This is a genomic window from Streptococcus sp. CL6.35 (assembly GCF_049737915.1).
Classification (GTDB): Bacteria; Bacillota; Bacilli; order Lactobacillales; family Streptococcaceae; genus Streptococcus.
This window is the reverse complement of the sequence record NZ_JBKOTU010000007.1, coordinates 59,360-78,425: the sequence shown is the minus strand read 5'-3', so window position 1 is coordinate 78,425 and position 19,066 is coordinate 59,360. Positions and strand designations below refer to the sequence as shown.

Sequence of the window (19,066 nt, the reverse complement as noted above, 5' to 3'; positions counted from 1 at the left end):
AGAAATGGCACAAGCCGAAGACGACTTGCTGAATATGGAACAAACTAAACAAGCGGAATTTATCAAGAACTATAAGGCGAGGGCATAACATGAATGAACTAGATTTGACCAATACACAATCGATTGTCTTTATGGTGGTACTGATTGGCTTACTGCTTTACCTAAACCACCGAGACCGCAAAAAAAGTGCCCAATTTGAGCGAGAAAACCAACAGACGATAGAAACACCTAGAGAGGATTTGAACCCTTACTACGGCCGTTATATCCAGCTTGCTGGTAAGATTCATAATTAGAAAGGGGTGTAATATGCAACTATTATCAAGAGAAGCAGAACTTAAATTACTGGAGAAAGTGGGAGATCACTTAGCTAAAAGGATGGAACTTGAAAAGCAACGTGATGATAACTGGGACTTGATTTCTAGGCCTGACTTACTCAAAAAACTTGGTATTAGTGGAACTACCTTAAATAATTGGGAAAAAGAAGGTCTTCGGCCACTACGTTCCCCATTTGAAAGTAGTAAGAAAGTTTATTACCGCAAGAGTGATGTTTACAATTTTCTTGCAGTAGATTAGGAGGTGTAATGAGAATAATAGAGTTGACTATATCCGTTGAGAAAATGCCCCTATTTGGCTTTCTCAAGTCAAATCCTACTCAAGTATGGAAGAATGGGGAACACTACAAATTTACCTATTATGAACCTATAGACGAGGCGTTGACGAGTTTTCAATACAAAGACCTATATGTGTCTATCAAAGACGAAAAAGAGGCAGTAGAGGGCTGGGAATTGGTCAGAGATTTAGATATTGCTTTGTCCAGCCCTGACTTGCTGAAAATCCTGAAAGATTTAGAGGTAAACAAATTGGCAGAGCAACGGCAGGGGATTGGAGTGGAGTTAAAAGGTTGGATTTTTGACCTGATTTGTAATGGAATTTATACCAGATATGAGACTTCACTTTTTGTCCGCTTGCTATTTGTGAATGGCTATAGTTTTAGTCAGTTAGTGGATTTGTTTTCAGCAATCGTTAAACGCAAAGACCTAGCAAGCTATTTCTTAGAAGTAGCAAGAATATTTTATAAGGAGGTGGCTTTTGAATAGCAATGACATTGTAAATAAAATCATTGAAGAAGATAAGCAACAAGCACCGCCTGAAGTGGTGGACTTGACCCAAGCAAGGGAGACCGATGAGGAACACAATAGCCTGAACTTGGCAAAGAGAGCAAGAGGTGATGGCTTTGCAGTCAACTTGGATAATCTCAAGAAGATTTTGAGCGGAGATAGCAAGCTAAAAGGGGCTATACAGTACAACGTCTTCACTTATGAAATCGACGTGACTAGACCAATGAAGCTAAACGGTAGAACCCTGAGCGGTGCAATCGATGACCTGATTATCAGAGAGATTAGGGCTTATATTGCTACCAAGTACAAGCTGGACTATAAAAAGCCTGACATAGCGGATATTTTGGAAGTGGTGGCTGGAGAACACAGCTACAACCCCTTAAAAGACTATCTGGAATCTTGCGAAAGTGAGTATAAAGAGTTAGTGAATCAGCGTGATCCCTTTGATATTTTAAGGCATTATCTCAATATTAAGGATGATGAATATAACCGTATTATCATGGACTTGTTTTTCCGTGGAGCGGTTGCCAAGGTGTTTGACCCTACCATCAAGTTTGACTTTGTACTGGACTTGACTGGAAGGCAGGGAGTAGGAAAGACCCAATTTTTTGAGGGGCTTTTTACTCACAAGTATTTTACAACCGTTGAGACCTTCACAGATAAAGATGATAAGGCTAGAATGGTCAGAAACTGGTGTGTATTTGATGATGAGATGGTGGCCAGCAAAAAGGCTAGTTTTTCAGAATTGAAGAAATTCATCACAGAAACCAAGCTAGAGTTTAGACCGCCTTACGCCTCCAGTGATAGGCGACTACCTAAGAGTTTTATTATTGTGAGGGCAACCAATGACCATGATTATTTGAACGATTTGACAGGAGAAAGGCGCTTTTTGGTTGCAGAAGTCCACAAAGACACCAATTATAAGGGCAGGAAGTGGACAGAAAAAGACCGTAGAGCCTTTTGGGGTGCTATGGTGATGACTTGGAGAGCTAACCAAGTCTTGAACCTGACAGACGAGCAGGAAAAGCTAGTAAATGAGGTTAGAAGCCGTTACAAGTTTGTAGATGAAATCCTTGAGGATGTTGAGCGTTATTTAGAAACTCCCTACCCTAAAAATATGTATCAATTCCCAGCAACAGACAGTACAAGACACTACTATATTCATGACATGATGAACCACGGCTATCATATGGGCGCTAATGGCGTAGAGATTCATCTAGATACTGGAAAGTATGGGGAACTGGTGGAAAGGGACAAGTTGACAGTAAATATATTCTTTTCCGAGGTTTATTTGAACAATTCCCCCAACCCTAAAGATAAAAATAAGGTTAAGAAATTCATGCAAAACAAAGAGGGTTGGGAATCGAGGGACTCCCTTAGATTTGGTAAAAGCGTCAAGCGTGGATTTGCTAAAATAAAAAAATAAAGTGTAGACAGTGTAGCCAAAAGATAAAAAAACGGCTACACCTCTAAACCCTTGATATTACTGACTTTTTAATATAAATGTAGCCAAAATATATATTTTATAAAAGTATATATAATTAAATACCTAATGCGTTATTTATATATTTTTTTTGAGATGAAACGGCTACACGGCTACACAAGGCGAAAACCCTTGGGGCTGTAAGGCGGAACGCGTAGCCAATAGATATTCAAAAACGGCTACACTTTGCCTAAAACCTAAAGCAAAATGGGGTAGATAGTACCGACCCCCTTGCGATGGTGTAACTACTAGTGACACCCTTAAAACAGAAAGAGGAAAAACAACATGACATTAAAAGCATTTTCAGAAACAGCACCAAAACATACATTTACTTATGAATTTGGAGACCTAGAAGACGCACAAATAGCAGGACTAGCTTTATTTGGATATATGAGAGGTACTTATCTAGTGCCAGCTATTAAACTAAGATATAAGGAAAACGGAACGCTTATCGCTGAGTATTTGGAGGATAACAATCTAGATATCAACTTTAAACGCATTTGTGAAGTTTTCAAGAATAGCGAAAATCCAATAGATGAAGAAGTTGAGGAATAGAGTGGAGAGGATATAAGCAGATGAACTACAATAGAGACCCCGTGACTGGATCTAGCACTCTAAAACTTAATAAAACAACAGAAAAGGAAAGAATAAGATGGCAGACACACAAAACACAAACAACATTGAACAAGCGCAAAAGCGCCAAGAACTAGCCCAAAAAATGGATAAAGCACTAGATAAAATCACTAAGGAAGTAAACGCATTGATCACACAGAATGAAAATGCGATTGCTGAGGCTGAACGAGAAAAAACACAGTTGCTTCAAGATCAAGCGAACGCCCAACGTGAACATGATGAAGCGGTTGATGAAGTAGACAAAGACAAGCTACGCAATGCCAAGGATAACTTATGGATTGCTGAAAGTAAATTAAAAAAGAATGCTAAAAAGCTGGAAGACTTGCACAATGAAACACTTATGAGTCTTGAAGATTTTAAGACAAAAATCGATGAACTAGATTCAACGGTTGACAAAAAGCATAAGGCGCTTTATGATAAAGCCGTGGATTTGCTACGAGAGATTGACCAGATCGATGACGAATTTAGAGCAGATTCAGATAAACTTCAAGCCCTTTACCATGCTATGGTTTACAAAGTTGGAAAAGGTAAGAGAGAGTTTACTTTCAGCACAGGGGGATCTATTATTTCGCCAGCCGATGGAAGGGTTAGATACGAACCAGTCTACCCAGTTGAACCATTCTTAAGAGAAGTTTATGTGCGAGCCTTCGGAAATACTTACAATGATGTGAAAGGGCATTTTTAAAAGATGAAGAGACAAATCAGACACAAAATTGAACCAGTACCAACGATTGTGGAACTCTTCAAATTAATGGAAGAACACCAGCAAGCACATCCAGAGTATGAGCGTTATAATTTTAAATACATTGAAGATGGTGATGCTATTGGTGCAATCATTGACTACAACGTAGAAGAATCAGTATTAAAAGCTGAGAAAGAGCAAGATAACGCTTAAGACAAGGGGAGGTTTTCCCCTTTTTGTCGCTTAAGGAGGTGAACTAATGTGACAGATAAGTTAACGCAAAGACAAGAAAAATTTGTCCAAGGACTAGTGGCTGGACTATCTCAAAGAAAAGCATATAAAGAGGCATACAACGCCCAAAAGATGGCTGATAGTACGATAGATTCAAGGGCTAGTAAGTTGCTGAAAGAGTATAAGGTTAATACAAGGTACAGAGAGTTATTAAAAGAGTTTTCAAACCGTGCTTTGTGGTCAAGAGAACAGGCTTTTAATGAATATGAATGGCTAAAAAATAAAGCTAAATCTGAAATTATTGAAAGTGGACTGAAGCCTAGCAATTTCAATGCCTTTCTTTCTGCTTTGCATGGGATGAATAATAGCGCTTTTCGTGATTTGGAGTTGTTGGACGAGAAATTGCGAGCAGAAATAAGTGTGATTAAGAATAAAATCCATCAAGAAACTCCAGTTAAGGATGATGGATTTATAGAGGCTATGGCCGCAATGACTGAATTCGTCTGGAAAGACGAGAACCCAAAAGAATAGCCTTAGAATACGAAAAAAAGCCAGCACAGGGCTGACTCCTTTGTGATATATCCTATAAAAATATTATATCATAGAGGAGGCCGAGGCATGACACCAGAGCAGGTAAAAGAAAAACTAGAGGGCGTTAAGTGGATAAGCAAGGAAATCAAAGGCTTATATTTGGAATTGGAGGCCCTGGAAGGTGGTATTATCGAAAAGCCAACACTAAGCCATAGCAGAGTACAAACAAGCAGGGGAAATACAGCAGAGAATAACCTTATAAGTGTTCTAAAACTAAAAGAGGATACGCTTCAGAGGATTGAGCGACTTACTGAGGAGAGAATGGAAATATCTAGGCTGATTGATAAGCTGGCCAATCCGCTTGAGCGTTCTGTTCTAAGATTTTTTTACTTGAATAATCTTGTAGCTTCGGAGGTAGCTGAAGAAATAGGAAAATCTACCACCTCAGTATATCGAGTAAAGCAGGAAGCTATAGAACACTTGAGCAAGGTGGAAGGAGCGAACTAATGGAGCTGGATAACTTTAAAACGATGATGAACGTTAGAGAGCGGATGGCTTACTTTCTACGTTTCCAGAGGATGGCAGGGAGTGAAAACCAAGTTAGGATAGATGAAGAGACTTGGAAACTTGTCTTACCTGATCAGTGGAATTTGAGCGGTGAGCATGAAAAAGCAATCCGTGAGGGGTTGGAAATATTCGCCCACGACATTAACAGCATAGAGAACAAGCGAGCCAGAAAATACTTTATTATCCATTATTGCTATATGAGAAAGAAAACAATGAGCGAATGCGTAGAAATGGCAGGTACTAGCTCCACTAGTTATCACCGATACAAACAGATAGCTGTTTTAAACTTTGCGAGAATCCACCAGAACGGAGAGTTAGAAGTGTATAAGTAGGCTAAGGCTTCATATTCACCCCCTATTTTGCTTTGTTTCGCACTAGATAACTAAAATCACCACGGATAAACTAAAAGCCCTTAGAAACGAATCTGGGGGCTTTTGTGGTTGAAAAGGACTAGAAAAGGTGTATAATATAGATAAAGAATAGAAGTAGAGAAATATCGGGAACTACGCACCCTTGGGGTATCTGAAAAGCGGGGAATTCCCGTCCCGCCTATTCCAGCACCTAGAGAAATCTAAGTGCTTTTTCTTTTCCTTTTGCGAATAATAAAGTAGAAGAAGAAAAATGAGTATTTTAAATATTGAACTTAAGCATTGAAGTAACTAATGCTAGGTTTTGAACATTGGGGAGAAGTGTCTTATAGTGTATCGATACTAAAGAATGAATACAAGGTTAGGTTATTACTCTTATTAGATTTCAAGGTAGAAGCTAAAGAGTTGCTAGATTACCTGGTATCGACTTGGAAGTATCGTGATCTAGTACTTCATTCGGTACAAATGCATGAAATGGAGAAAAATAGTATGAAATTTATTTAATGATTAAACCCTTTAAGAATTTTAGTGAATCAAAAGCTAAACTTTTTAAATAGAAATATATTAACAATCAAGTAAATGAGACGGATTATTTTGTGCTAAAAATAATAATCATCACAACATATAGTACTTGACATATATGATATAATAGTGATAGGAGTATTACAGTTTGGTTGGGAGATGAAGTGAATGTGCTAGCTTTTCATGGTACAGGTTTGAGTAATTATGAAAGTATTATAAAAACAGAAAAATTTTCTTTTGATAAAAGAGATGATCATTGGCTAGGGAATGGAGTGTATTTCTTTGTTGATGATTTTGAACGGGCAAAAAGATGGGCGGAGGGGAATCGTCCTGACAAAGATACTGAACCAGTAGTTATTGAAACCGAATTTGAATTTGAACAAGGTGAGCTTTTAGACTTAGACAAAAGCGATGGTTTAAAAAAATTAGATGAGTTCGCTAGAGATTTCATAACAGAATTGAAAAGGAAACGTGTTTTAATTAGTAATATTGATGAGCATACGTTCCATTGTAAGCTATTGGATGCATTTGTTTTTAGAAATAAAAAATACAAAGCAGTTTGTAGAACAATGAAGTCAACAGGAAATCCCATAATAGGGGCTTCTAGGTTTGTTCCTCTTGCTAAACAGTTAAATATTGTCGACACTAATATAATAAATATTTGTGAGTTAAAGTTACATAGTGTGTAACTAAAAAGTGAGGTGATACTATGTTTGAGAATGAAGAAGATTTATTTGAATTATTGGATTTTTTGCAACTTGATTATGAAATAGACTCGCCAACTCCTGGAATAAGAAGCAAAACAAGCGAATTTATACCCTATGATAATTTAAAATTGCCGTCAGAATATTTTGAGGAACTATCATATCAGACGTATAGTATAAATTTAATTTCAAAAGTTGGAAACGAAAATAAAACAGTTACAAAATATCATCCGACTTTGAGAGCAGAAAAAATCAACAAAGAGATTTGCTCGTCAAATTTTAGAATGGAGTTTGCAGCATGAGTACTTATGGTAGTGACTTACAATTAAGGGGAGTGAGAGTTGAAAGACTTATCTATCATATAAATAACGAATTTGAAGATTTGGACAATATTGAAAATGTTGATATTTCTATAATTCCGACTCCAAAAATTAGTAGAGAGAATAAAGGTTGTGGATTGTTAGAACTTGAAGTTACTTTGTTTGATGAAGATTATCTAGAGAAAAAAAATCCACTGTATTTAAAAATTAAACTTGTTGGTATTTTTGAAGATACTCAAAATACTCCTGAAGAAGAGGATGTCTTTGTTAAGTATCTTCCTAATGCGATAAGCATGTTGTATTCTTATGCAAGAGCTCATATTGCTTCATTGACAGGGATGTTCGGTATTGATGTTATTCAAATTCCAACAGTAAATATCTTAAAATTGTTAGATGATGTTAAACACGAAAAGGACTAGCACTGAAAAACAATGCTAGCCCTTTTTTCTAAAAATTTGAAAACTCTATATTAGTTTCCTATTTACATAGACAAAAAAGCACGTTTGACCGTGCTAGTTTCTTGCCTGCTGAACTCATCATTTTAAGTCCTTTTTTGTTACCCTTTATGTTTTCTCAACTTATTTGAATTTAATAGTTTTGGAGAAAATCAAGTTAGATTTATAGCAAGCTTATGCCTGTTTTTTTGTACCTAATCACTGCAAGATAACAAAATGCTTTAATTTTAAGAAATATCTTACAGAAAGCCTACAACAGTGGGCTTTTTGCTTTATCTTAAAATGTTGATTTCTGGGTTTATCATCATTTTTGTCATCACTTATAACGAACTTACAGCTTTCTCATAAAATGAGACGGCTGTTTTTGCTTTTTCTTTGGAGAGATGACTGTAAGTGTCCATAGTCATAGCTAGTGTAGAATGACCTAGACGGTGTTGTAATTCTTTATATGGTATTCCAGAGTTTAGCAAAAGACTAGCGTGTGTGTGTCTAAAACCGTGGAATCCAATATTAGGTACACCAGCATGTTTGAAACGTGTGTTTAAACGAGTTGATAGTGTTTTATTGTTTGGGTATTGAGGAAATAAGAGAAGTTTAAAAGTCTATCATTTTAAATTTGATGTTTACAAAATGATAAGCAGATAAGCAAAGCAATAACTTGCCTTAATTGCTTGCATAATGACAAGGAGATAGGAGAGATAAAAATGTCTCTTAATTCCTTACCAAATAGTATGGAGAATGGACTTGAACCAAGAGCGAATGCCGAGAAAATGCAAAAAAAGCACTTAGAAAAATCTAAGCGCTCAAGAGTAGTGGACGGTGTGCCTGTCCCGTCATCTCATACTATGAAGTTGTGTAGCGACACTATCATTTCTACCTCACTTCTCTTTAAACTAATTATATCATAAAGGAGTAGCAGCTTGACCACTGACGAAGTAGAAGAGAAGCTAAAAAGCATTAAAAATTTTGATAAAGCAATTCAGAGACTAGACTTAGACTCGAAGATAAGTGATTGTATGATGTAGGACGTGAGATATTCGCCAATCTCTTTACAAGGCGAACTGGAGAGAGATTAAAGCTATGGCAATTATACGAGACGCTAGACATCGATAAGGCTCAATATGAGTGCCTTAAGGCTGAGATACTGCTAGACTTTGCTGAAAGCTATCGTGACGGTATTTTAGTGGTGTATAAGCAAAACATATATTAGGCCTAATTAAAAGCCCTTAGAAACGAATCTAAGGGTTTTTTGACTGGTCGATTTTATCAGTAATTTCAACTTTCTTGATTTCATTTTCAAAGAGTTTAATCCATCTGGTTCCAGAATTAACGGATAATCCATCAAGTTCTTCATCATAGACATCTTTGTCTTCGTAAAGAGCTAAACCTTTAAATATTTGGCCATCAATATCGGTGATTCTGACAACCTTGTTATTAAATTCTATAAGTTCCATCAGTTTCTCCTTTCGTGGTACTATAGTCTGTTATATTATTGGAATCCCTTTTGCGTAAGCTTCTTTGGCTTCTGCAAGCGTCATTTTATTAGGACCGCCATCGATATTAAATGCTCCCGTATTTTGCCAATGACAAACATCGCAAATATCATAAGTTTCTACTAAAGTTCCACATACAGGGCAATGCACATGCTCCCAACCATCAATGAAAATTAAATTCTCTTTTCCAGTCTTATTCATTTAAGGTTACTCCCAACACTATACAAATATATTAGCTATTTCAATACACTACTTTTTCAATATCATTGATTGTAATTGTAATGCTATCCCAGTCTTTCGGGGAATCTCCTATGTCAGCAATAAAAGTATCTTCACTTAACTTTTCGACAATTGTCGCCGTTTGACCGTTTTTTAACAACACTGTATCAAATTCTTCAATTTTTACGATTTTTCTCCTTGCGTAAGCTTCTTTGGCTTCGGCGAGAGTTATCTTATTCGGGCCACCGTCTATATTTATAATACCTGTATTTTGCCAACGACAGACGTCACAGATATCATAGTCCATAACTTCAGTTCCGCAAACAGGGCAATGTAGCCATATTTCTCCGTCAATTACCCATGTCTTTTTTGATCTATCCATATAAATCCCTCCTTCATAAACTCGCCAAACCAGTCTTTTTGGTGAACCGTGAGTATCAATCCACCTTTCCATCATTATACTGCAAACCGAGGGGGATTGCTAATAATTGAGTGTGTATTCCAGATGTGGTATGGTAGTATTATTAGGTAATAAAAAAAGCACGTTTGACTGTGCTAGTTTCTTGCCGGCTGAACTCAAGCACAGCCTGTGATTAGCTGCCTAGTTTGCTCTTTGATTTTCATTGAGTATAAGAAATCAAATCATGAGAATTAAAGAGACAGCAAAGGATACTTACCATTTTCTAAAAAGCTATTGTAATGGTATCTTGTTGATTGAATATTAGAATAGGAAAGTTTATAATGAAGTTAAAGTAAAGGAGGTTTCGTTTTAGATATGATGATACCACCAAGCAAAGAGCTGTTGATTTTTTATAATCAAATTCATGAGTGGATTGACCAAGTTTATCCAGACCAAGATAAACCTTCTGTATCATTTAAGAATGACACTCCCCAATCCATTTTAGATTTATTTGATAGTATCAAATCTAAAATTGGTTTTGATTACCAAGAACACAAGTATTAAAATAATAATTATGGATAAGTTAAACATGAAAAATAAGATAATTGATGTTTATAAAATAGCGCATCGTCTTGTTTCTATTACTGTTGAGAATCCTGATTTTTCAGATTTGAAAATCAATCAGTTTGTGAGAATTGGAAAAAAGAGTATAGGGTACGTAGTGTCCCTATGATTCATTCAACTCCACCTAAATCGATCTTAGAAATAGATACATTTGCGATTGACTACACTGAGGACGACTTGATGAATAAAGAGGCGGTATTTAGGAGATCGGATAGCGAAGCTTAACGGATAAATTAGAAATTGTAGTAAGAATCTGGTCTTTTTAATAAAAGACATATAAGAAATGATAGGAAAAATCAGAATAATGACAGATTTTAATGAGAATGAATGCGATGATTTAGAGTTGCTAGATGGGATGTGTGACTCCGTTACAGCAGAATCTTTTCTTGAAGGATACAGTGATTTTTACAAAGAGACTGAAGAGTCAAAAATATGGTGGATTGATAAAATAGATTCTATAGGAGAACATCTATTGAGCTTTGATCAGAAAAAAATTTACAACTTATTTGAGGACTATCCTTATAATATGACTGAAGAAGAGGTTGAAATTTTTGATAGTGAAAATCCTTTTTGGAGAGATTTTTTTTCAGACAGAAAATTATAAGCAATCCGTTTATATTGGACTTTTTAGAGATAGGGCTAATAGAAAATAAAGGTATTTAAAGATGATTAAAATTTCAATCAGTTTGTTGCTAGATGCGATTGAAGATAACATCAACGACGAAGAACTTCAATCTATCGATTTCGAGAGTCATATTAGAAAAATTACAAAAGAATTCCAGGGAGAAAATGGTGAATTTTTAGTAAAAGAAGAAGCGTTTGAAACACTCCCTTTGGACAGAGATAAAAAGGATAAAATCATTGAGCAAATAAAACAGAATAGTCAAAATGTTTTCGAAGACGATTTCGATACCTTGTTGCAATTATATTTTTGAGAGTCAAGAATAATTCCAGTACCTTATTTTACAATAAATAAAAAATGATAAAGATTGATAAACAAATTATTACGATGTACAAAATAGAAGATGGAACCTCTAAGAGGCAGTATTCTATTGTGAGTGGAGGTTGTAGAGGTATTGCAACTGTCGATAAAACTACTTTGGAATATAGCTATGTTGGAGATGATTTAGGGCAATTTACTTCATTTGTCAAAGATACTTTGACTAAAAGTATTAAGTTAGGAAAAGAATTGCCAGATAAGTTTTCGTATGGCTTTGGATAAGTTATGGAATATCTTATATAGGAGAATCAAGATATATTATGGCGATATTTGATGATTTACAAGCATTGTATGACAATGGTTGGGACGCTTCTTTTGATTATAATGGTCAAGTATGTGGTATTTTTCCTAATTCTGTTTATGACATTGTAGTCGTACTTGGAGATAATGAATATAAAGTGGTATCTTTTGATGAGTTAATTTCTTTATAGATTAACGGGAAAACTTTGCTGGAAATCATGAGTGAGGTGGAAGTGCAATATGGTTGAAGGACACTAGAGAAAAAGATAGACAATAAATTCAGATGCACAGATTGAAAGTTGAGAAAAAAGTGCTATAATGAAGATATGAAGGATAGAGGTTGAGAATCTGTCACCAACGCGCCACTTATAAGTGGGTCGAGAAATGCAGGAGCCCCGACAGTCCTGCCTATCCTTGCAAGTCAATCAGCCCTTAGCTATGAATCTAGGGGCTTTTTGCTTTGTCTTAAAATGTTGATTTCTGGGTTCGTTTAGAGATTTGTTAGTAAGGTTATTTGTGTATCTAAGTCTATCTATTCCAAGAATGACGCGATGTTGATGATATAAATCTGATATACTATAATATTTTAGATCTCCCGCTTTAAGGAAGGGAGGTGTTATATATGCTAGAATTATTTTCCCTTTTTCTAGCTCCGTTACTTGTTAACGTACTATCTGAGCTTTTCAAGCTATGGATAAAGAGACGTAGCAAGTAACATCTAACCCTTTTAGAGGGTAGCAAAAAACCCTATCGGTGGCACGGTGGGGTTTTTTAGTTATATATGCTAGAAGCATTATTTTCCCTTTATGCTTTCATTCTAACACAACCCCTCCGATATTTCAAGCTTTTGTTGTTTTTTGTTATTTATAAGCGATATTGATGATATAAATCTGGTATGGTATAATATTTTGGCCCCCTCACTTTAAGGAAGGGAGGTGTTACATATGTTAGAAACTTTACTCACAGTGTTTCTAGCTCCGTTACTTATTAACGTGTTATCTGAGCTTTTCAAGTTATGGCTTAAGAAACGTAAAAAGTAATGGTTAACCCTTTAAGAGGGTAGCAAAAAACCCCATCGATGGCACGGTGGGGCTTTTTTAGTTACATATGCTGTAACTTTACTCACATTGTAAGTTCATTCTAACACAACTCCCCCGATATTTCAAGCTTTTGTTTTGATATTCCTCAGAGTGTGTTTGTGGTTTGAGTCCGCTTCACTGAAATTAGCACACGCGCTACCAAGTTCCATTCTACAGCAAAGAAATCAACTCTTTTCTAGGGGATTTCCGCCCTCATTTTGCTCTTTTGTGCTAAAATGGACTTATAAATTGAAAATAAGGAATGTTTATGAAATCAGGTAATGGTTTTTGGAAAGGTTGTCTCTATTTTTGGGGCTTCTTGTTCTTACTGGGCTTGTTGGTCCAATATGCTCTTCCACTTGCGGCTTGTGTCCTACTAGGCTATGGTGGTTATCGCCTCTATAAACGTTGGCGCTATCCTCTTTTGCAGGATCGTTCGCTCGATGATCGGATTGAGCTTTTAAAAGCTAGGATTCGCCAGGTGGACAAAGATATTCAGCAGTTAGAGGGAGTCTTGGTAGAAAAAGGCTCAGAGTCCTATAAGAGTCTGGCCAATCAAGTATTAATCGAACTGCGGGAAATCCATCAGGAGGCGGATCGTCTCAAGTCCTATATCGATGCTGATGTCTACAACCGTATTGACAAAAAGGTTCGTACAGTAAGGGCAAACATCGATGTTCAGCTAGAACGTTTGGATAGAGAAAGTCAGGTAGATCTTGAAAATGCGGAGCCAGAGGAATTAGCTCCAGAATTGTCCCAGACCTTGGCCAATATTGCTATTGACCATCAGGCTATTTTAGACAAGATTGCTACCTCTGCCGAGGGGGATAAGGAAGAATTGACGGCCATTCATAGTTTGAAGATGGAGAAATTCCAAACGATTTTAGAAGGCTATTTGAAGATTAAGGCCAATCCTAAAAACTATAATCGGGCAGAAGAACGCTTAGAGCAAGCTAAAGTAGCCATCGAACAATTTGACCTTGAACTGGACCAAGTCTTGAGAGAATTCAATGAAACAGATATGCGTGATTTTGATATCAGTTTGCGTATCCTAGAAAAAGATCGTAAAGAATAGGTTAGAAACAAAGGAGTAACCATGACAGAATTTAATTTTGATATTGACCAGATTGCCAATAATACGGTAGCTAAGGTGGATAAAACAACCCAAATCATCGAGACCAATACTGGCTCGGACAAGACCTTGACCTTCCTTGAAAAGTTGAGCCCTGAGCAGCAAGAAGGAATCAAGGCGCACGTGCCCCAGTTAGTAGACCAATTTGTCACAAATCAAAATGCTCTTTTGGATTTTGGACAATCTGCTGTAGAAGGTGTGAATAATACGGTCAATCGTATCTTGTCAGAACAAAAGAAATTGCAGATTCCCCAAGTGGATGATCTACTTAAAAATACCAACCGTGAGTTGCAAGGCTTTGTAGTTAAATACAAGAACGCTGAAATTGCTGAGTTAGAAGAAAAGCCAAACTTTTTGCAACGATTGTTTAACAAGAGCAAGAATACCTTACAAGAATTTTACTTTGACTCAAAAACAGTGGAGCAAAAGCTCGATGGTATGGCTGCCGCAGTGGTCAAGCAAGAAGATGTGCTAGCTCGAAATATCGTCTCAGCTGAGATGTTGATTGAGGACAATACCAAATCCATTGAAAATCTAGTGGGAGTGATTTCCTTTATCGAAGCCAGCCAAACAGAAGCTGGCAAACGCGCTGCCGAACTGAAGGCCCAAGCTGACCAACTCGATACAAGTACGGTAGAATACCAAACCAAGTCACAAGAATTGGCCCGCATGGCTGAAGTGGTCAATACCCTTGAACAACAGCACACTGAGTATGTCAGCCGTCTCTATGTTGCCTGGGCAACAACACCTCAGATGCGCAATCTTGTGAAGGTGTCATCTGATATGCGCCAAAAATTGGGCATGCTTCGTCGCAATACGATTCCGACAATGAAGCTTTCTATTGCCCAACTTGGTATTTTGCAACAATCAATGAAATCAGGTGTCGTGGCAGATGCCATTGTCAATGCCAATAATGCTGCCCTTCAGATGCTAGCTGAAACCAGCAAGGAAGTGATTCCGCAGATGGAACGAATTGCCCAAAACCCGACAGTCGCTGTCGAATCGGTTACCAAACTGGCTGAAAGTCTGGTCGCTCAAAATCAAGGTATCGTCGCAGCAATTGAATTGGGACGCCAGAAACGTGCCCAACTAGAAACAACCATCGTCAAGTCCGCAGAAATGATCAACGATTCTGTCAAACTACGCGATGAGAAAATCGTCCAAGCCCTTCTAGACCAAGGCAAGGCCGCTCAGAAAGAAGTACAAGAATAACACACAAGTCCCTTGTAAGTATAGCTTGCAAGGGATTTTGGATTTTTCTATATATTCGAACCTCTAATTTATTTCACAAAAAATATAGTCAAAAATGTAGTCATTCGGTTGATTTTTGTTGCAATGTACTGAAATTAACAACTGAAATTAACAAAAGAAAAAAACGCTGATTAAGCGTTTTTCTTCTGTATTGATTCGTATTGAATGCTTACTTAACTTCTGTAAACACAACGTGTTTGCGAAGTTTTGGTGAGTATTTCTTCAATTGAAGACGGTCTGGAGTGTTACGTTTGTTTTTAGAAGTAAGGTACAAGCGTTCACCAGATTCTTTGTGTTCAAGTGTAATATTTACGCGCATGGTATCTCCCTTCTATTATTCAGCTGATGCAGCTTTAGCGATTTTACGTCCTTTGTAGTATCCTTTAAGTGATACACGGTGAGAACGTGAGTAATCTCCAGTAGTTTCGTCAAAGTTTACAGATGGAGCTGTTACTTTGTAGTGTGTACGACGTTTGTTTTTCTTCGCTTTTGAAGTGCGACGTGCAGGTACTGCCATTTTGATTTCTCCTTTAGGTATTTATATTCGATTCAATCTACTGATTTTCATCAACCATACTAGGATAACACATTTTTTTTGTAAAGTAAAGTTACTTGACAAAAAAAGATGAAAAAATTCTCCTGTCAGACCTAGCAGACAGGAGAAGGTGTTAAATATCAATCTCAAATGGTTCGTCAATGGTTTCTGATACGTATTTTCCGTCTTTCTTCTGTTGTTTGACACATTCTGTAAGGAGATATTCGATTTGCCCATTGACTGAACGAAAGTCATCTTCTGCCCATGATGCGAGTGCAGCGTATAACTTTGTTGAGAGTCGAAGGGGGATCTGCTTTTTTTAGCTTCAACCATCTTTAGTAAAGACTTCCTGTGTTGACAATTGGTTGTGCATCATGATTACCACAGAGGACGACTAGTAGATTTGAAACCATAGCAGCTTTTCGTTCTTCGTCAAGCTCTACCAATTCCCCTTCATTGAGCCGTTCTAGTGCCATTTCAACCATTCCTACAGCACCATCTACAATCATCTTACGGGCATCAATAATGGTAGTAATTTCTGTAGCATAAGCTAGGTAAGTGATACGTGCTTCAAGGATTTCCTAAGCAGTCATTGTCATTTGATGATTTAGCTCCTAAAAAAGGAGATTTTGTGCTAACATCACCACTTTGTCCAAGTCGAGTGTGGTTTGCAGGGTTGACTGCTACGCTGAAGGGATTGACAAAGTAAAAGCCAGGTTCTTTGATGGTACCTGTATAGTTACCAAAGAGTGTCAGAACCATAGCCTCCTGAGGTTTGACAACTTTTAAACCAGCATGAGTTAGCGTTGCAATTACGATTAGTAAAGGTCCGATAATAATTCCAAAAATGTTTTCCGAACCAACACCCATTTTAAATATAAAGATACCAAGTACGATTGTCAACTCAATGAGAATCAATGCTAATACACCATTTGGTTATGAATTGATTAGTTTTTCAGTCATAAGAATGACCTCTGTTATTTGATATCTAAATGATATCATTTTGTTTTTAAAAATTAATAGAAAGTTGACAAATAATCACTAAAAAGTTTCAGCCCAATAATTACTTATAGGAAGTGAGATTATATTGTGCTGAAATACTCTTTTATTCTTATAACTTTTACACTATAATTGTAGTTAGAAAGGAAGAGAAATGTTTGATTATAGAGCACTAGTTATTTTGATGACTTTGATGGATCATTGTGAGCTATCATTATATGAATTATCTGTTAAGGTGAGCTTACCTATAAAGGAAGTCAAAGAAGGAATAGATTATTTAGTGCCTTATCTAGCTAATAAAGGGATAGTGCTGGATAAAAAACAAGGTCGCTATAGTTTATCAAATCGTACGAAGCAGTCTTTGACAGATATTATTAAGTCGGATGAATTGGTTTTACCAAAGTCGACTCGCTTAGCATTAATCTATCTTTACACTTTTTGCCGATTAGATTTTATATCGAATAATCATTACCAAGACTTTTTGAAAGTAAGTAAGAATACAACCTTATCTGATATTCAATCATTAAGAAAGATTATGTTAGATAATGATTTGGAGCTAGGGTACAGTAGAGCAAAAGGTTATACTTTACACGGCTCAGAGTGGAATAAGCACCGTTTAGCTTTTCAAATGGTTAGTGAGTTGCTGGAATCCTCCATAGGGATTTGGGGGTTGGATTATGTTTTATCCAGTTGGGGGTATTCATTAACTTATGATTTGATTGATCAGGTAGTTAAAGATTATTATGAAAAGCTACAGATAGTACCTATTGTTAATCAATTAAAAGTTTGCCTTTTCGGTTTAGTATTCATTATATGTAGGTATCAAAGGGATGTTGAAAGAGTATGTCTTTCAGAGACATTAGTATCTCCTATTATTCAAGATATAACGACTATTTTATTAGATACAGTAGTTGATTTGGGAATTATAGATACGGTATTTTCAGAGGATGATTATCGCTATGTCACAGTTTTATTATCAAGTTGCTTTGAAGGTGAAGTAGATGTTGCTCCGGTTTACTTTAATCAATTAACAGAGGCTATTATAAGTAGAATGGAAGATATTTCTTTGTTACATTTTAAACAAAGAGAAGTATTGAGAGAAAATCTTCGCCGCCACCTTATACCGGCTTACTATAGATTAAAGTTCGGCTTACCTAGCTCAAATGAATATGTGTTGCATGTTAAAGAACATTATCCTGATTTATTTGAACTAGTAAAAGATTCTTTGACTCCCTTGATGGACGCTATTGACAAGCCCATACCTGATAGTGAAACAGCATATTTTGTTATCCATTTTGGAGGATATTTAAAGAAAGCAGACAATTTGCCTCAAAAATGTTATAAAGCAGCAATTATCTGTCCTAATGGAATTAGTTCTTCATTGATGATAAAAGAGAATCTATTAGCATTATTCCCTCAAATTGAGTTTATAGGAACCTCAAAGATTGATGATTTATATGCGAAAACTAGTAGTGACTATGATATGGTTTTTTCTACTATAAAGGTGGATACAGAGAAGCCAAATTATCTAGTTTCTGTTATGATGACGGAAGAACAAACAACACAGTTAGTTGAATTGGTATCAAAAGATTTCCCAGATACAGGTTATCGAGATATTGAGCTTAATCAGATAATTAGCATAGTAAGACGATATAGTGTAATCACACAAGAATTAGAGTTAAAATTAGCATTAAAGAGGTATCTCTATCAAGAAATGAACAGAAAGGAAGTGTTACCATTGTTAGAAGAATTAATTACAAAAGAAACTTATCAGGTTAGTTCGGAAAAATTAGGATGGAAGGAGGCAATTCGTTTAGCAGCTAAACCGCTTTTGGATCAACATAAGATAACTGAGAACTACCCTGAGGCAATGATTCAAAAAGTAGAAGAGTTTGGGCCTTTTATTAATTTAGGGAAGGGAGTAGCAATTCCTCACGCTCGGCCAGATGAAGGTGTGAATGAAATAGGAATGTCAATGTTAGTTTTGGAAGAACCGATTTATTTATTGGATAATCCAGAACAAGAGGTAAGATTGTTGATTTGTATTGCAGCCATTGATAATGAGAGTCATTTAAAGGCTTTGTCACATTTAACAACAATTTTAAGAGATAAAAATCATGTTCAAACTTTAATATCATCAAAAAACTATGATGACATTGAAATGATAATTAAACAGGAGGATTAGATAATGTTAAAAATTGGTACAGCTTGTGGTTCAGGATTAGGTTCAAGTTTTATGGTACAGATGAATATTGAATCTGTATTGAGTGATTTGAATGTTTCAGATGTAGAAGTTGAACACTATGATTTAGGTGGAGCAGATCCAAATGCAGCTGATATTTGGATTGTTGGTCGTGATCTAGCTGATTCAGCTAGTCATCTTGGAGATGTTCGTATCTTAAATAGTATTATTGATATGGACGAGCTACGAGAATTAATTACTAAAATTTGTGAAGAAAAAGAACTTATATAGGAGGCTA

General features: G+C 36.4%; 28 protein-coding genes and 3 pseudogenes. 23 read left to right on the top strand and 8 right to left on the bottom strand.

The window, feature by feature from the left end; genetic code table 11:
* The first annotated feature begins 89 nt into the window (after nt 1-89).
* The 14 genes from ACLNCP_RS08895 (at nt 90) to ACLNCP_RS08830 (ending at nt 7,578) form a co-directional block, all read left to right on the top strand.
* The gene (locus ACLNCP_RS08895) at nt 90-293 is read left to right on the top strand and encodes a hypothetical protein (protein ID WP_237447277.1); all 204 of its coding nucleotides are present in this window, start codon (nt 90-92) and stop codon (nt 291-293) included.
* Nucleotides 294-306: 13 nt separating this feature from the next.
* Nucleotides 307-573 carry a helix-turn-helix transcriptional regulator gene (locus ACLNCP_RS08890; RefSeq protein WP_237447278.1) on the top strand — a complete coding sequence of 89 codons (267 nt, stop codon included), beginning with the start codon at nt 307-309 and terminating at the stop codon, nt 571-573.
* An 8-nt stretch (nt 574-581) separates the two neighbouring features.
* Nucleotides 582-1,097: a hypothetical protein gene (locus ACLNCP_RS08885; RefSeq protein ID WP_237447279.1), complete on the top strand. Its 516-nt coding sequence runs from the start codon at nt 582-584 to the stop codon at nt 1,095-1,097.
* Nucleotides 1,090-2,544 carry a virulence-associated E family protein gene (locus ACLNCP_RS08880; protein WP_237447280.1) on the top strand — a complete coding sequence of 485 codons (1,455 nt, stop codon included), beginning with the start codon at nt 1,090-1,092 and terminating at the stop codon, nt 2,542-2,544. Before ACLNCP_RS08885 ends, ACLNCP_RS08880 begins: the two co-directional genes overlap by 8 nt.
* Nucleotides 2,545-2,886: 342 nt before the next feature.
* Nucleotides 2,887-3,156 (top strand): hypothetical protein, encoded by a 270-nt coding sequence (locus tag ACLNCP_RS08875; protein ID WP_023947507.1) that lies wholly within the window; start codon nt 2,887-2,889, stop codon nt 3,154-3,156.
* Nucleotides 3,157-3,253: 97 nt separating this feature from the next.
* A complete protein-coding gene (locus ACLNCP_RS08870; RefSeq protein ID WP_237447281.1) occupies nt 3,254-3,919 on the top strand; it encodes a hypothetical protein in 666 nt (221 codons plus the stop codon).
* Nucleotides 3,920-3,922: 3 nt separating this feature from the next.
* Nucleotides 3,923-4,129 carry a hypothetical protein gene (locus ACLNCP_RS08865; protein WP_045606889.1) on the top strand — a complete coding sequence of 69 codons (207 nt, stop codon included), beginning with the start codon at nt 3,923-3,925 and terminating at the stop codon, nt 4,127-4,129.
* Between the two features lie 48 nt (nt 4,130-4,177).
* Nucleotides 4,178-4,678, top strand: a complete 501-nt coding sequence (locus ACLNCP_RS08860; protein WP_237447282.1) for a terminase small subunit — start codon at nt 4,178-4,180, stop codon at nt 4,676-4,678.
* Nucleotides 4,679-4,765: 87 nt separating this feature from the next.
* Nucleotides 4,766-5,185 (top strand): DUF1492 domain-containing protein, encoded by a 420-nt coding sequence (locus tag ACLNCP_RS08855; protein ID WP_237447283.1) that lies wholly within the window; start codon nt 4,766-4,768, stop codon nt 5,183-5,185.
* Nucleotides 5,185-5,577 carry a transcriptional regulator gene (locus tag ACLNCP_RS08850; RefSeq protein WP_237447284.1) on the top strand — a complete coding sequence of 131 codons (393 nt, stop codon included), beginning with the start codon at nt 5,185-5,187 and terminating at the stop codon, nt 5,575-5,577. The genes ACLNCP_RS08855 and ACLNCP_RS08850 overlap by 1 nt, the downstream gene beginning before the upstream one ends.
* A gap of 330 nt (nt 5,578-5,907) precedes the next feature.
* Nucleotides 5,908-6,117 (top strand): DUF7720 family protein, encoded by a 210-nt coding sequence (locus ACLNCP_RS08845; RefSeq protein ID WP_419965964.1) that lies wholly within the window; start codon nt 5,908-5,910, stop codon nt 6,115-6,117.
* Nucleotides 6,118-6,287: 170 nt separating this feature from the next.
* The gene (locus ACLNCP_RS08840) at nt 6,288-6,824 is read left to right on the top strand and encodes a hypothetical protein (protein WP_237447285.1); all 537 of its coding nucleotides are present in this window, start codon (nt 6,288-6,290) and stop codon (nt 6,822-6,824) included.
* Between the two features lie 20 nt (nt 6,825-6,844).
* Nucleotides 6,845-7,141 (top strand): hypothetical protein, encoded by a 297-nt coding sequence (locus ACLNCP_RS08835; protein WP_102211477.1) that lies wholly within the window; start codon nt 6,845-6,847, stop codon nt 7,139-7,141.
* Nucleotides 7,138-7,578 carry a hypothetical protein gene (locus ACLNCP_RS08830; protein ID WP_237447286.1) on the top strand — a complete coding sequence of 147 codons (441 nt, stop codon included), beginning with the start codon at nt 7,138-7,140 and terminating at the stop codon, nt 7,576-7,578. The genes ACLNCP_RS08835 and ACLNCP_RS08830 overlap by 4 nt, the downstream gene beginning before the upstream one ends.
* 356 nt (nt 7,579-7,934) lie before the next feature.
* Here the strand turns inward: ACLNCP_RS08830 and ACLNCP_RS08825 are convergent.
* The 4 genes and pseudogenes from ACLNCP_RS08825 to ACLNCP_RS08810 form a co-directional block, all read right to left on the bottom strand.
* Nucleotides 7,935-8,192, bottom strand: a pseudogene (locus tag ACLNCP_RS08825) (tyrosine-type recombinase/integrase); the annotation flags it as partial.
* Nucleotides 8,193-8,852: 660 nt separating this feature from the next.
* Nucleotides 8,853-9,068 carry a hypothetical protein gene (locus ACLNCP_RS08820; protein WP_261117601.1) on the bottom strand — a complete coding sequence of 72 codons (216 nt, stop codon included), beginning with the start codon at nt 9,066-9,068 and terminating at the stop codon, nt 8,853-8,855.
* A 30-nt stretch (nt 9,069-9,098) separates the two neighbouring features.
* Entirely contained in the window at nt 9,099-9,308 is a 210-nt protein-coding gene (locus ACLNCP_RS08815) for a CPCC family cysteine-rich protein (protein WP_261117600.1), read from the bottom strand.
* Between the two features lie 214 nt (nt 9,309-9,522).
* Nucleotides 9,523-9,708: pseudogene (locus ACLNCP_RS08810) on the bottom strand (CPCC family cysteine-rich protein); the annotation flags it as partial.
* Between the two features lie 393 nt (nt 9,709-10,101).
* On the opposite strand from ACLNCP_RS08810, the gene ACLNCP_RS08805 reads away from it, so the two are divergent.
* The 7 genes from ACLNCP_RS08805 (at nt 10,102) to ACLNCP_RS08775 (ending at nt 15,013) form a co-directional block, all read left to right on the top strand.
* Nucleotides 10,102-10,290, top strand: coding sequence for a hypothetical protein (locus tag ACLNCP_RS08805; protein WP_424844331.1), 189 nt, complete (start codon nt 10,102-10,104; stop codon nt 10,288-10,290).
* 364 nt (nt 10,291-10,654) lie between these two features.
* Complete coding sequence (locus ACLNCP_RS08800) at nt 10,655-10,954, top strand: DUF7675 family protein (protein ID WP_424844330.1); 300 nt, start codon at nt 10,655-10,657, stop codon at nt 10,952-10,954.
* 61 nt (nt 10,955-11,015) lie between these two features.
* Entirely contained in the window at nt 11,016-11,285 is a 270-nt protein-coding gene (locus ACLNCP_RS08795; protein ID WP_020900513.1) for a hypothetical protein, read from the top strand.
* Nucleotides 11,286-11,329: 44 nt separating this feature from the next.
* Entirely contained in the window at nt 11,330-11,572 is a 243-nt protein-coding gene (locus tag ACLNCP_RS08790) for a hypothetical protein (RefSeq protein ID WP_261023353.1), read from the top strand.
* Nucleotides 11,573-11,610: 38 nt separating this feature from the next.
* Nucleotides 11,611-11,781 (top strand): 16S rRNA processing protein RimM, encoded by a 171-nt coding sequence (locus ACLNCP_RS08785; RefSeq protein ID WP_261023352.1) that lies wholly within the window; start codon nt 11,611-11,613, stop codon nt 11,779-11,781.
* A 1,156-nt stretch (nt 11,782-12,937) separates the two neighbouring features.
* A complete protein-coding gene (locus tag ACLNCP_RS08780) occupies nt 12,938-13,744 on the top strand; it encodes a hypothetical protein (RefSeq protein WP_424844329.1) in 807 nt (268 codons plus the stop codon).
* Nucleotides 13,745-13,765: 21 nt separating this feature from the next.
* The gene (locus tag ACLNCP_RS08775; protein ID WP_224218483.1) at nt 13,766-15,013 is read left to right on the top strand and encodes a toxic anion resistance protein; all 1,248 of its coding nucleotides are present in this window, start codon (nt 13,766-13,768) and stop codon (nt 15,011-15,013) included.
* 208 nt (nt 15,014-15,221) lie between these two features.
* On the opposite strand, the gene rpmG is transcribed toward ACLNCP_RS08775, so the two are convergent.
* The 4 genes and pseudogenes from rpmG to ACLNCP_RS08755 all read right to left on the bottom strand — a co-directional run bounded on the left by rpmG (nt 15,222) and on the right by ACLNCP_RS08755 (nt 16,505).
* The gene (gene rpmG / locus ACLNCP_RS08770) at nt 15,222-15,371 is read right to left on the bottom strand and encodes a 50S ribosomal protein L33 (protein WP_001265622.1); all 150 of its coding nucleotides are present in this window, start codon (nt 15,369-15,371) and stop codon (nt 15,222-15,224) included.
* A gap of 15 nt (nt 15,372-15,386) precedes the next feature.
* Nucleotides 15,387-15,569 (bottom strand): 50S ribosomal protein L32, encoded by a 183-nt coding sequence (gene rpmF, locus ACLNCP_RS08765; protein ID WP_000290417.1) that lies wholly within the window; start codon nt 15,567-15,569, stop codon nt 15,387-15,389.
* Nucleotides 15,570-15,720: 151 nt separating this feature from the next.
* The gene (locus ACLNCP_RS08760; protein WP_078228446.1) at nt 15,721-15,897 is read right to left on the bottom strand and encodes a PTS ascorbate transporter subunit IIC; all 177 of its coding nucleotides are present in this window, start codon (nt 15,895-15,897) and stop codon (nt 15,721-15,723) included.
* A 25-nt stretch (nt 15,898-15,922) separates the two neighbouring features.
* Nucleotides 15,923-16,505 (bottom strand): annotated as a pseudogene (locus tag ACLNCP_RS08755) (hypothetical protein).
* Nucleotides 16,506-16,740: 235 nt separating this feature from the next.
* Here ACLNCP_RS08755 and ACLNCP_RS08750 point away from each other — a divergent pair.
* Nucleotides 16,741-18,771, top strand: coding sequence for a BglG family transcription antiterminator (locus ACLNCP_RS08750; RefSeq protein ID WP_023947575.1), 2,031 nt, complete (start codon nt 16,741-16,743; stop codon nt 18,769-18,771).
* A gap of 3 nt (nt 18,772-18,774) precedes the next feature.
* Complete coding sequence (locus ACLNCP_RS08745; protein ID WP_000912473.1) at nt 18,775-19,059, top strand: PTS sugar transporter subunit IIB; 285 nt, start codon at nt 18,775-18,777, stop codon at nt 19,057-19,059.
* Nucleotides 19,060-19,066: the final 7 nt, after the last annotated feature.

What these genes read in the sequence shown, in the direction of transcription:
- rpmG (WP_001265622.1), bottom strand. Translation starts at nt 15,371, where the DNA reads ATGCGCGTAAATATTACACTTGAACACAAAGAATCTGGTGAACGCTTG.
- ACLNCP_RS08750 (WP_023947575.1), top strand. Translation starts at nt 16,741, where the DNA reads ATGTTTGATTATAGAGCACTAGTTATTTTGATGACTTTGATGGATCAT.
- ACLNCP_RS08795 (WP_020900513.1), top strand. Translation starts at nt 11,016, where the DNA reads ATGATTAAAATTTCAATCAGTTTGTTGCTAGATGCGATTGAAGATAAC.
- ACLNCP_RS08890 (WP_237447278.1), top strand. Translation starts at nt 307, where the DNA reads ATGCAACTATTATCAAGAGAAGCAGAACTTAAATTACTGGAGAAAGTG.
- ACLNCP_RS08845 (WP_419965964.1), top strand. Translation starts at nt 5,908, where the DNA reads ATGCTAGGTTTTGAACATTGGGGAGAAGTGTCTTATAGTGTATCGATA.
- ACLNCP_RS08855 (WP_237447283.1), top strand. Translation starts at nt 4,766, where the DNA reads ATGACACCAGAGCAGGTAAAAGAAAAACTAGAGGGCGTTAAGTGGATA.
- ACLNCP_RS08885 (WP_237447279.1), top strand. Translation starts at nt 582, where the DNA reads ATGAGAATAATAGAGTTGACTATATCCGTTGAGAAAATGCCCCTATTT.
- ACLNCP_RS08895 (WP_237447277.1), top strand. Translation starts at nt 90, where the DNA reads ATGAATGAACTAGATTTGACCAATACACAATCGATTGTCTTTATGGTG.
- ACLNCP_RS08775 (WP_224218483.1), top strand. Translation starts at nt 13,766, where the DNA reads ATGACAGAATTTAATTTTGATATTGACCAGATTGCCAATAATACGGTA.
- ACLNCP_RS08780 (WP_424844329.1), top strand. Translation starts at nt 12,938, where the DNA reads ATGAAATCAGGTAATGGTTTTTGGAAAGGTTGTCTCTATTTTTGGGGC.
- ACLNCP_RS08745 (WP_000912473.1), top strand. Translation starts at nt 18,775, where the DNA reads ATGTTAAAAATTGGTACAGCTTGTGGTTCAGGATTAGGTTCAAGTTTT.
- ACLNCP_RS08785 (WP_261023352.1), top strand. Translation starts at nt 11,611, where the DNA reads ATGGCGATATTTGATGATTTACAAGCATTGTATGACAATGGTTGGGAC.
- ACLNCP_RS08815 (WP_261117600.1), bottom strand. Translation starts at nt 9,308, where the DNA reads ATGAATAAGACTGGAAAAGAGAATTTAATTTTCATTGATGGTTGGGAG.
- rpmF (WP_000290417.1), bottom strand. Translation starts at nt 15,569, where the DNA reads ATGGCAGTACCTGCACGTCGCACTTCAAAAGCGAAGAAAAACAAACGT.
- ACLNCP_RS08805 (WP_424844331.1), top strand. Translation starts at nt 10,102, where the DNA reads ATGATGATACCACCAAGCAAAGAGCTGTTGATTTTTTATAATCAAATT.
- ACLNCP_RS08790 (WP_261023353.1), top strand. Translation starts at nt 11,330, where the DNA reads ATGATAAAGATTGATAAACAAATTATTACGATGTACAAAATAGAAGAT.
- ACLNCP_RS08800 (WP_424844330.1), top strand. Translation starts at nt 10,655, where the DNA reads ATGACAGATTTTAATGAGAATGAATGCGATGATTTAGAGTTGCTAGAT.
- ACLNCP_RS08820 (WP_261117601.1), bottom strand. Translation starts at nt 9,068, where the DNA reads ATGGAACTTATAGAATTTAATAACAAGGTTGTCAGAATCACCGATATT.
- ACLNCP_RS08870 (WP_237447281.1), top strand. Translation starts at nt 3,254, where the DNA reads ATGGCAGACACACAAAACACAAACAACATTGAACAAGCGCAAAAGCGC.
- ACLNCP_RS08835 (WP_102211477.1), top strand. Translation starts at nt 6,845, where the DNA reads ATGTTTGAGAATGAAGAAGATTTATTTGAATTATTGGATTTTTTGCAA.
- ACLNCP_RS08830 (WP_237447286.1), top strand. Translation starts at nt 7,138, where the DNA reads ATGAGTACTTATGGTAGTGACTTACAATTAAGGGGAGTGAGAGTTGAA.
- ACLNCP_RS08875 (WP_023947507.1), top strand. Translation starts at nt 2,887, where the DNA reads ATGACATTAAAAGCATTTTCAGAAACAGCACCAAAACATACATTTACT.
- ACLNCP_RS08865 (WP_045606889.1), top strand. Translation starts at nt 3,923, where the DNA reads ATGAAGAGACAAATCAGACACAAAATTGAACCAGTACCAACGATTGTG.
- ACLNCP_RS08850 (WP_237447284.1), top strand. Translation starts at nt 5,185, where the DNA reads ATGGAGCTGGATAACTTTAAAACGATGATGAACGTTAGAGAGCGGATG.